At 53.7% G+C, this 393-nt stretch carries 1 rRNA gene; it reads right to left on the bottom strand.

The features are described 5' to 3' along the window. Nucleotides 1-393 (bottom strand): 16S ribosomal RNA (locus ACRPFF_RS11475); the annotation flags it as partial.

Below are 393 nucleotides of genomic sequence, written 5' to 3'. Positions count from 1 at the left end.
CAACGGTTTGCTGATGCAGGTCGAAGGCGGGCGATTGCGCCTTGTGGCGACAGACGGACACCGGCTTGCTTATTCGGCTTGCGCCATTGATGCTGATTTGCCGCGAACCGAGGTTATTCTGCCGCGCAACACGGTGGCGTAACAATCAGACCGGTTTCGCAAAAAACAATCAAAAACAGAATCGCATAAATCCACACACCGTATTGCGCCGACAGGCTGAGCAGGTGTTGGTCGATATGCAGGCTGTCTCTTATACACCTTGTCAAGACCCGGCCAGCTTCTTCGCGTTGCATCGAATTCATCCACATCATCCACCGCTTGTGCGGGTCCCCGTCAATTCCTTTGAGTTTTAATCTTGCGACCGTACTCCCCAGGCGGTCAATTTCCCGCGTT

It is taken from the genome of Neisseria sp. SLRRB23, from assembly GCF_050896295.1.
Taxonomy (GTDB): Bacteria; Pseudomonadota; Gammaproteobacteria; order Burkholderiales; family Neisseriaceae; genus Neisseria.
This window is presented reverse-complemented; position numbering and strand designations above follow the sequence as displayed.